The following is a 9,733-nucleotide window of genomic DNA, read 5'->3' on the forward strand; positions in this document are numbered from 1 at the left end:
TTGGCTGTGCTGGTCCCGCCGGCGATGACGCTGGTACAGATCGTGGGCGCCGCGCGACTCGCCCCCCCCCCCCCCCCCCTCTTTCCCCCCCACCCCCCCCCCCCCCCCCCCCCCCCCCCACACCCCCGTCCCCCCCCCCCCCCCCCCCCTCGCCCCCCCCCCCGGCCCTGGCTCGGCCGGCCCCTGCCCGGCTAGGCCTGATGGCAGGGCGCGGGCACGTCCTGCTGCCGGGCGGGGGCAACCGGTTCGCCGTCGCTCAGCGCCTGCCACCAGGCGGTGCACAGCAGTTCGCTGAAGCGGTCCATCCGGCACTCGGGCGTCGAGTAGTAGACGCCGAACATCAGGGCCAGCAGCAACTTGCCCATCCGGTCCGGGTCCTGGGCCCCGGTCAGCTGTCCCTGCTGCCGGGCCTGCGCCATGAGGACCGCGACCGTGCCGCACAGGTCCTGGGCCACCCGCGGCAGCCGGCCGTGCGCGCGGGCCGCCTCGCTGCACAGGTGGAATCCGGCGCGGAACCGCAGATCCGTCTGCAGTCGCTCGGCCAGCCGGACGGCGAGGATACGCAGTTTCTCCATCGGCGGGGCGTCGCAGTGCTCGACCTGTGTCAGCAGCTCCTGCCAGGCGTGTTCGAAGGGTCCGGTCAACGCCTTGGCCAGGAGCCGCTTCGACGCGAAGTGCGCGTACAAGGCGCCCTTCGTCATATGGGCCTCCTGCGCCACGCGCTGCAGATTCGCGCCCGTGTACCCATGCCGGACGAACTCCCCCGCTGCCGCGTCGAGCAGTAACTCATGAGTCCTGCGCGCTCTGTCTTGCTTGATCACGGTGCCCCTTCGTGCTCCGGAATGGATCGACAAATCACCCCCAAGAAATCCTTTCTTAACGCTGCGGGGCCCACAAGCGGAGTGAGATGAGCTGTCCGAAACCGACACCGCTTGCTACCGGCTCCCTAGGAAGGGGTGGCCCGGTCATGGAAAGAAGCGCGGCCGGCTGGCCGGATAACTTCTGTATCTCCTGGCTCAATGGTCACACGGCGTGCCACCGGTCCCTCCCGTGCGCGCGCCACCCGTCCGGTACGGCGGTCCGGCGGTGGCGTCCGGCGGCCCGGCGGCGGTGCGCGACGGCCCCGCCGTACCGCCGGTTCACCGGTCCCGGTTCCGCGCCGCCGCTGCGGGCCGCCCGGTCGCCGGTGCATTCCCGCAGGTGGCGGGGGGAGGTTGGAAAGTCGTCAACCGCTCCCCAGAAATTGACGTTTGAGAAGGTATTTTGTCTCGGGGTTGATTGCGCATATGCACCGAGCACCGCACCGCACGGCGGTGCGGCCGATGCCAGGGGGAGAGGTTTCAACATGCCGGCAGGCACCTTAGGCGCAACTTCGATCGACACTCATGAGCTCCGGACCTTCGTCGAGGAGGTCTTCGAACCGCTCCAACGGGCAGACCAGCGACGCTGGGCTCATGCGTATCTCGGCGCCCTGCTGAGTGTGCCAGGCAAGAAGACGCTGCAACGGCTGGCCAAGGCGGTCTCACCCGCTCCCGCCGCCGCCCACGGACTGCAGCAGTTCATCAACGCCAGTCCATGGGACTGGGGTCCGGTCCGCCGCAGCCTGGCGCGGTCCGTGGCCACCCAGGGTCTGCCACGGGCCTGGACCGTGGCCGAACTGACGATTCCCAAACGCGGGGTGCACTCCGTGGGCGTGCACCGCCGCTTCGACGCCGACCTCGGCCGGACGGTCAACTGCCAGCGAGCGATGGGGCTCTTCCTGGCCGCCGAGATCGGCTGCGTACCCGTGAACTGGAGTCTGCTGCTGGAGGAGTCCTGGTGCGCCGACAAGGAACGCCGCTCCCGGGCGCGCATACCGGCGACCGTCACCGCCCGCCCGGCCTGGAGACACATCCTGGACTTCGCCGCGGACGTGGCCGCCAGTCCCCCGCTGTCGGGGATCCCCTGGGCGCTCGACCTGCGCCGGACCCCCGACGCGGGCGCGGTCGTGGAGGGACTGGCCCGGCGCGGGCTGGACTTCGTCTGCGAGGTGAACGCCGCGGAACCCGTTCTGTCGGCGTACGCCGTGGCCCCGGCGACCGGACTGGGCGAGCTGATGGCGCGCAGCCATCTGCGCCAGCCACAGGTGGTGGTCCGTCAGGCCGTCACCGGCCGGCTCGAACGGCTGGCCGTCCACTGCGGGGAGGTCCGGCTGCCGGCACGGGCCGGGGAGGCGTCCGGCGGGCCACGGGTCTACCGTGCCCTGGCGCGCCCGGGCGGCATCGGCAGAGGGGGCGCACGCTACTGGATCACCAGCCTGGCCGACTGGCGGGCGGAGGAGGTACTCGCCCTGGCCCGGCACGCCGCAGCCGGTGAGCCGGCCGTCCGGGACCTCGGCCACTTCGGTGTACAGGACTTCGAGGGCCGGTCCTATCCCGGCTGGCACCACCACATGACGATGGCCTCCGCCGCGCACGCCTTCACCCGGCTGACCGCGCGGGAGCGCGCCATGGCCCTCGCCGCGCCCGACAGCGCCTGCGCCTGACCCGGCGCGAGGACGGGCGTCGATACGCCCTGCGACTTCCGCAAGTCGAGGTTGCCCTCGCCGAGGGCCAACCCCAAGAATCACCGTGAATCCGCGTGATACGGCCCCGCGTTCCCGGACCACATCCCGTTCTTCGATCCCACCGTCCACCCACTTGCGTACCTTTCAGTACGTAAGTTGTAGTACTTACGAATGGAGACTGCCGTGAGCTCAGCCGGCGCCGCAGGCGACATACTCCGCCCGCCACGTTCCGAGCAGACCCAGGACTGGCTGGCGCGCGTGGAGAAGATCGCGCCCGTCATCGAGGAGAACCGCGAGCGCGCCGAGCACGACCGGGTCACCCCCCGTCCCGTGTTCGAGGCGCTGCGCGACCTGGGCATCCCGCGCATGTGGGTCTCCAAGGAGTTCGGCGGCGAGCAGCTGCCCATCGAGACGGGCTCGGCCATCATCCAGGCACTCGCCCGGCTCGACGCCTCCATCGCCTGGCAGATGGGCGTTCAGGGCGCCATCGGCCGGCTGTCGGACTACCTGCCGGACAGCACCTCGCGCACCCTCTTCCGGGACAGCGACGGCCTGGTCGTCGGCGGCGTCAATCCCTCCGGTGCCGCCGAGGCGGTGGACGGCGGCTACCTGCTGAGCGGCGAGTGGGCCTTCGCCAGCGGCTCCGCCCACGCGGACTGGCTCGTGTGCGCCGCCCCGGTCACCGACGGCGGCGAGGTCCGCCGGACCGCCTCCGGGCCGGCCGTGCGCATGCTGTTCATCCGGCGTTCCGACGCCGAGATCCGCGACACCTGGTACACCGTCGGCCTGCGCGGCACCGGCAGCAACCACTACCGGGTGGACAAGGTGTTCGTCCCGGAGGAGTTCACCGTCGACGGCTCGGCCATGCACCGCCCGCCCGCCGACCGCCCCTCCCGGGCGTACCCGATCAGCTACTACGACTTCGGTCCCTTCACCTCCGCCTCCACCGCCCTCGGCGTGGCCCAGGACGCCCTCGCCGACTTCAAGGCGCTGGCCGCCCGCAAGACCGCGACCGGTGCCTCCAGCACCCTGGCCACCAGCCACACGGTGCAGGAGAAGCTGGCCCGCGCCCAGGGGGAGGTGCACATCGCGGAGACCCTGCTCGCCCACGCCGCGGCGCAGGTGACCGCGCACGGGACCGACGGCGGCGACGCGCTGACCGCGCTGGTGCGGCTGACCGCCGCGACGGTCGCCGAGAAGTCGGTGGCCGCGGTGGACTCGCTGTTCACGCTGGCCGGCGCCACCTCCGTGTACGCCACCAGCCGGCTGGAGCGCTGCTTCCGCGACATCCACTCGGCCACGAAGCACATCACGCTCTCCTCCATGCACTTCGAGACGGTCGGTCAGTACCTGCTCGGCGGAGAGCTCGTGATGCGGCGCTAGCGGCGACACCCGCACCACCCCGCACCACTCCCGCACCGGCCGGCGCCGGGCGCCCCGGCGCCCGGCCGGCCCCCAAGGGCCCCGCACGCCCGACCGACACCACGCCCCACCACACGACGAGGACTCACTCATGCAGACGATGAAGGCCGTGCAACTCCTCGCCCCGCGCAAGACGGTGCTGGCCGACCTGCCCATCCCCGCCACCCCGGCGGACGGGCTGCTGATGAAGACCCGCTGCGTGTCGATCTGCTCGACCGACATCTCCTTCTTCGAAGGACACCTCTTCCCCTCCGAGTACCCGGTGATCCTCGGGCACGAGTACCTCGGCGAGATCGTCGACATAGGCGCGGACTTCGACAGCAGCGGCACCGACATCCGGATCGGCGACCGGATCGTGTACTGGGGCCAGACGGACTTCGGCGGCTTCGCCGAGTACCGCACCGTCCGGCCGATCTTCTCCGGCCAGGTCAAGGAAGACGTCTTCGCCGCCGACCGCAACTTCAACGACGACCACCACGCGGCGGCCGTGAAGATCCCCGAGGACATGAGCGACCTCGAGGCGTCCTTCATCGAGCCGGTGACCGGCGCGCTGCGCTCGGTGCTGTCCAACCCGCCGCGCATCGGCGACCGGGTCCTCATCATGGGCACCGGACCGATCGGCGTCATCGCGGGCAGCATCATCCGGCGCCTGCTGGCCCCCAACTCCGTCGTCTCGGTGGACAACAACCCGGCCCGCAACGTCTTCGCCGAGGACCAGTTCTCGCAGAAGGCGTACCTGCCCGACGAGCTGATCGAGACCGTCGAGGACGGCACCTTCGACTACGTCTTCGACGCCCTGCCCACCGTCAAGGTCGACGACGAGAACAAGGACCCGCGCCGCGTCGCCATGCGCAAGCTCAAGGCCGGCGGACGCTACATCCTCTACGGCGCCTCCCAGGAGATGCAGAAGTTCGACACCTGGCTGATGCTCGCCAAGGGCATCACCATCCGCTCCGCGCCCTTCGACGTCACCAGCTTCCCGATGCACAAGAGCGCGAACGTGATCGCCTCCGCCATGCAGATGCTGCGGTCGGGCGTCGTGAACGGCAAGGCGCTGCTGTCGACCGTGCACCGGTTCGACGACTACGACGGCCTGGTGGACATCTTCGAGAACTACCGCTCCACCACCGACCTCAAGACCATCGTCGACTTCCGGCGATGAGACCACTGCCGATGGAGGCGGCGGAGGAGAGGCTCGCTCCGCAGGGCTCCTCGCCGCCCGCAGCCGGTGCCGGGCTGGTCGTGGTGGCCAACCGGCTGCCCGTCAGCCTGGAGGAAGACGGTGCCGAAGGCGGCCGTCGCCGCTGGCGGCGCAGCCCCGGCGGCCTGGTGAACGCGCTGGAACCGTTCCTGCGCACCCACCGGGGCGCCTGGGTGGGCTGGCCCGGCTCCGCCGAGACGGCCGGCACCCCGACCCACGCCTGGCACCACGACGGACTGCTGCTCTACCCGGTCGCGCTGACCGCCGACGAGGTCGACGGCTTCTACGAGGGCTTCTCCAACGCGACCCTGTGGCCGCTCTACCACGACGTGATCATGCCGCCCCGCTACCGCCGCAGCTGGTGGGACGCCTACGTCCACGTCAATCGCAAGTTCGCCCAGGCCACCGCGGACATCAGCGGACCCGGGGCCACGGTCTGGGTGCAGGACTACCAGTTGCAGCTGGTGCCCGCGATGCTGCGGGAGATGCGCCCCGACCTGCGGATCGGTTTCTTCCTGCACATCCCGTTTCCCCCTGTCGAGCTGTTCATGCAGGTGCCCTGGCGCACCCAGCTCATCGAGGGGCTGCTGGGCGCGGACCTCGTCGGCTTCCACCGCCCGGGCGGTGCCCGCAACTTCCAGTGGCTCGCCCGGCGGCTGACCGGAGTGCGCGAGGAGCGCGCCGTGTCCGACGTCGGGGACGAACCCGGACTCCTCAGCGTCGCGGAGTCCCCGGCCGGCCGGCGGACCGTGAAGGTGGGCGCGTTCCCCATCTCCATCGACGCCGCCGACCTCGACCGGCTCGCCCGGCGCGACGACGTCCAGCGGCGGGCGGAGCAGATCCGCGCGCAGCTGGGCAACCCCCGCAAGATCGTGCTGGGCGTCGACCGGCTCGACTACACCAAGGGCATCGACATCCGGCTGCGCGCGCTGCACGAGCTGCTGGCCGAGGGCCGCGTCACCGCGGAGACGACCACCATGGTGCAGATCGCCACGCCGAGCCGGGAACGCGTCGAGCACTACCTGCGCATGCGGGAGGACATCGAACGCACCGTCGGCCGGATCAACGGAGAGTTCGGCCGCGTCGGCCACCCGGCCGTGCACTACCTGCACACCTCGGTCGGCCGCGAGGAACTCGCCGCCCTGTACCGTGCGGCCGACGTCATGCTCGTCACCCCGCTGCGCGACGGGATGAACCTCGTCGCCAAGGAGTACGTCGCCTGCCGGCACGATCTGCAAGGCGCCCTGGTGCTCAGCGAGTTCGCCGGCGCCGCGGCCGAGCTGACCAGCGCCTTCCAGGTCAATCCCTACCACCTGGAGGAGGTGAAGTCGGGCCTGGAGAAGGCCCTGACCATCAGCCGGGCCGAGGCAGGCCGTCGGATGAGCGCGCTGCGCACCCAAGTGCTCACCCACGACGTGGGGCACTGGGCGCAGTCCTTCCTGAGCACGCTCGAGGACCGCACGACGGTCGACGAGCCCGTGCGACAGACCGCCTGACAGCAGGGCGCCGCCCGGCGCCGCGCCGTCCGCCGCCGAGCGGCGGCCGGCCGGCCACGGGCGCACCGGGCGCGTGCCGCGGCGGCGCGGCGACGGGGCCGCGCCGCCCGGACCGCGGGTACCGGCCGGGCGGGCCGGGGAGGGGACGGACAGCCCGGTCCCGGCCGGCCCCTCGCCGGGCGGCGGCGCCGGCGCGCGAGCCCCGCGCGGCGGCCCGGCGGACGGCACGCGCCCACCCCTCGTCTCCGCCCGCCCACGCCCCACACACGAACGGATGACCGCATGCCTGTCGACCGCCTCGCCTTCACCCGGACCATGTCCCGCGTACCCGCCCCTGTCACGGTGGCCACCACGGCCGACGCGTCCGGGCGGCGGTGGGGCTTCACCGGAAGTTCCTTCTCCTCGCTGTCCCTCGATCCGCCGCTCGTGCTCATCTGCCTGGACAAGGGGGCGAGCACGCACGGCGCCTTCACCTCCGCCTCGCACTTCCTCATCAACGTGCTCGCCCACGACCAGAGCGACGTCGCCCTGCGCTTCGCGACGTCGGGCGTGGACCGGTTCGAGGCCGGCGACATGACGCCCTGCGAACTCGGCCTGCCCGGACTGCCGGAGGCGGCGGCCCGCATCGCCTGCACCACCCACGAGATCCTGGACGGAGGCGATCACAGCATCCTCGTCGGCCGGGTCGAGGAGACCCACGCGGGCGACCGGGCGCCCCTCGTCTACACCGACCGCGCGTTCGGCCGGCCCGTCCCCAACGACCAGATGGCCGCGACCGGATGACCCCGGCCACGGCCGTGCTCCGGCTCGCGGTGCTGGGCACGGACCACGTGCACCTCCCGGACTACCTGGAGGTGGTCGCCCGCGACCCGCGGGCCGCGCTGGCCGCCGTCTACAGCGACCGCCCCTCACCGGTGGCCGGCGTCGAACCCTCACGGGACGCGGCCGAGGCACTGGCCGGGGCCGACGCGGCCGTGATCGTCTCCACCACGGCGCGGCACGGCACCCTGCTGCGCCAGGCCGTACGCGCCCGCGTCCCGGCGCTGATCGAGAAACCGCTGGCGGCCTCCGCCGAGGAGACCGGCCGGCTCGCGGTGCTGCTCGCGGCGGCCGAACGCCCGGTCACCACCGCGATGTTCTTCCGCTGCGCGCCCGAACTGAGGGAGGTGCGCGCCAAGCTGGCCGACCGCGCCCTGGGCGAGCTGGCGGGCGTGCACCTCCGCTTCACCCACCCCGGCCTGCTGGACGACGTGTTCACCGGGTCCGCCGCCTGGATGCTGGCCGAACGGCACGGCGCCGCGGGTGCCTTCGCCGACCTCGCGGTCCACCTGGTCGACCTGCTGGAGTGGCTGGACCCCTCGGCCGGCCTGCGGGTGTGCGGCGCCTCCTACCTCGGCCGGCCCGGCACCGACCTGAACGTGGGCGGCGCGGCGGTCCTGTCGTGGGGCGGCGTACCGGTGACGCTCCAGGCGGGCTGGACGTCCCGGCCCGGCGGGATGCTCCTGCACATCGAGGGGACGCACGCCAGTGTGACCGTCGAACCGCGGCTGCGGGCCGGAGCCGCGCTGGAGGCCTTCCTCGGCCAGCTGAGGGGGGACCAGGTGTGGGAGCCGCCCACCGCCCGGGAAATCGTGCGCACCGCCCGCGTCCTGGACGCCATCGACCGGGCGGCGCGCGCCGAGCCGGACTAGTCCGGCCGCCTTACCTCCCAAAGTCGTCGCGGCTCGCGCACGACCGCTGGAGAGAGTTCGTCAGTACTCGTACTGTCGAAACGAGTCGAGCAGCTCCACGCCATCGAAGAGCAACGGAGGACCTACATGACTTCGCCCCTCACCCCGACCCCTCTGATGGACCTGACCCTCGGCGTCTACGCGTTCAAGGCGCTCGGCCTGGCCACGGAGCTCGAACTGTTCACCGAGCTGGCCGGGGACGGCAGCACGACCCTCGCCGCCTTCGCCGAACGGCACGGGATCGACGAGCGCCCCGCGGAGCTGCTGCTCACCGCGCTCGTCTCGCTCGACCTGCTGCGGCTCGAGGACGACGGCACGTACCACAACACGCCCCTGTCCGAGGAGTTCCTGGTCAAGGGCAAGCCGCGGTACTTCGGCGGCTGGGTCACGCTGGTCGACAAGCACGAGTACCCGGCCTACATCAAGATGCTCGACTCCCTGCGCGGCAACCGCCCCTACACCTGGGACGTGGAGAACCAGGGGTCGCTGTTCCAGCCCGACGACCCGGTCGTCAAGGAGCACTTCTGGGACGCGATGCACTCGCTGTCCGCGTACACGGCCGGCCAGCTCGCCGAGCACTTCGACTTCACCTCGATCAAGACGCTGCTGGACGTGGGCGGTGGCGGCGCCGCGTACGACATCGAGCTGTGCAACCGCTACCCGCACCTGAAGACCACCGTCTTCGACCTGCCCTTCGTGTGCGACCTGACCAAGCCCCGGGTGGAGAAGGCCGGCCTCGCCGACCGCATCTCCTTCGCCAGCGGCGACTTCTTCAAGGTCGGCGGCGTGCCGAGCGGCTACGACGCGATCCTGCTCTCCAACATCCTGCACGACTGGAGCGTGGAGGACGCCCGCAAGATCCTGCGTTCCTGTGCGGAGGCGCTGCCCTCCGGCGGCGTCCTGCTGATCACGGAGTCGTTCGTCGCCGACGACAAGCGCGGTCCGGCACCCGCGGCGCTGATGAGCCTGAACATGCTCGTCGAGACGTGGGGCCGCAACTACACCGCGGCCGAGTACTCCGCCTGGATGGAGGAGTTCGGCCTGAAGCCGGAGGGCGTGACCCCCTTCGAAGGCCAGGGAGCCAACGGCGTGCTGGTCGCCCGCAAGCCCTGACGCACCGCTCCCACCCCGCCGCGCCGCTTCCCCCGGCCCGCGCGGCGACGGCCCCCAGGACCCGACCGGTCCTGGGGGCCGCCTGCTTGGGCGCGGTCCCGTACGGCCACACCGCCGGCCCGCCCGGTACGCGCCGACGGGGCGGGGGGGGGGGGGGGGGGGGGGGGGGGGGGGGGGGGGGGGGGGGGGGGGGGGGGGGGGGGGGGGGGAGAGGGGGGGGGGGGGT

8 protein-coding genes are annotated in these 9,733 nt (G+C 72.1%); 7 read left to right on the forward strand and 1 reads right to left on the reverse strand.

Annotated features, from left to right (window positions below; genetic code table 11):
* Positions 1-191 precede the first annotated feature (191 nt).
* On the reverse strand, positions 192-821 hold the full coding sequence (locus ACZ63H_RS37175; protein ID WP_469872829.1) for a TetR family transcriptional regulator: 630 nt from the start codon (positions 819-821) through the stop codon (positions 192-194).
* A 524-nt stretch (positions 822-1,345) separates the two neighbouring features.
* Between ACZ63H_RS37175 and ACZ63H_RS37180 the strand changes: the two genes are divergently transcribed.
* The 7 genes from ACZ63H_RS37180 to ACZ63H_RS37210 all read left to right on the forward strand — a co-directional run bounded on the left by ACZ63H_RS37180 (position 1,346) and on the right by ACZ63H_RS37210 (position 9,507).
* Positions 1,346-2,524, forward strand: coding sequence for an IS701 family transposase (locus ACZ63H_RS37180; RefSeq protein WP_469872831.1), 1,179 nt, complete (start codon positions 1,346-1,348; stop codon positions 2,522-2,524).
* Between the two features lie 204 nt (positions 2,525-2,728).
* The gene (locus ACZ63H_RS37185) at positions 2,729-3,928 is read left to right on the forward strand and encodes an acyl-CoA dehydrogenase family protein (protein ID WP_469872833.1); all 1,200 of its coding nucleotides are present in this window, start codon (positions 2,729-2,731) and stop codon (positions 3,926-3,928) included.
* Between the two features lie 130 nt (positions 3,929-4,058).
* Positions 4,059-5,129, forward strand: coding sequence for a zinc-dependent alcohol dehydrogenase (locus ACZ63H_RS37190; protein WP_469872835.1), 1,071 nt, complete (start codon positions 4,059-4,061; stop codon positions 5,127-5,129).
* The gene (locus ACZ63H_RS37195) at positions 5,126-6,664 is read left to right on the forward strand and encodes an alpha,alpha-trehalose-phosphate synthase (UDP-forming) (RefSeq protein WP_469872837.1); all 1,539 of its coding nucleotides are present in this window, start codon (positions 5,126-5,128) and stop codon (positions 6,662-6,664) included. Before ACZ63H_RS37190 ends, ACZ63H_RS37195 begins: the two co-directional genes overlap by 4 nt.
* A gap of 282 nt (positions 6,665-6,946) precedes the next feature.
* Positions 6,947-7,447, forward strand: coding sequence for a flavin reductase family protein (locus ACZ63H_RS37200; protein ID WP_469872839.1), 501 nt, complete (start codon positions 6,947-6,949; stop codon positions 7,445-7,447).
* The gene (locus ACZ63H_RS37205; RefSeq protein ID WP_469872841.1) at positions 7,444-8,355 is read left to right on the forward strand and encodes a Gfo/Idh/MocA family protein; all 912 of its coding nucleotides are present in this window, start codon (positions 7,444-7,446) and stop codon (positions 8,353-8,355) included. The genes ACZ63H_RS37200 and ACZ63H_RS37205 overlap by 4 nt, the downstream gene beginning before the upstream one ends.
* Before the next feature lie 126 nt (positions 8,356-8,481).
* Positions 8,482-9,507, forward strand: coding sequence for a methyltransferase (locus ACZ63H_RS37210; RefSeq protein WP_469872843.1), 1,026 nt, complete (start codon positions 8,482-8,484; stop codon positions 9,505-9,507).
* The last annotated feature ends 226 nt before the right edge of the window (positions 9,508-9,733 follow it).

Source organism: Streptomyces sp. NPDC104831, assembly GCF_055583025.1.

Bases quoted from the DNA above. Each gene is read 5' to 3' on its own strand.
- ACZ63H_RS37210 (WP_469872843.1), top strand. From the start codon at position 8,482: ATGACTTCGCCCCTCACCCCGACCCCTCTGATGGACCTGACCCTCGGC.
- ACZ63H_RS37205 (WP_469872841.1), top strand. From the start codon at position 7,444: ATGACCCCGGCCACGGCCGTGCTCCGGCTCGCGGTGCTGGGCACGGAC.
- ACZ63H_RS37180 (WP_469872831.1), top strand. From the start codon at position 1,346: ATGCCGGCAGGCACCTTAGGCGCAACTTCGATCGACACTCATGAGCTC.
- ACZ63H_RS37195 (WP_469872837.1), top strand. From the start codon at position 5,126: ATGAGACCACTGCCGATGGAGGCGGCGGAGGAGAGGCTCGCTCCGCAG.
- ACZ63H_RS37200 (WP_469872839.1), top strand. From the start codon at position 6,947: ATGCCTGTCGACCGCCTCGCCTTCACCCGGACCATGTCCCGCGTACCC.
- ACZ63H_RS37190 (WP_469872835.1), top strand. From the start codon at position 4,059: ATGCAGACGATGAAGGCCGTGCAACTCCTCGCCCCGCGCAAGACGGTG.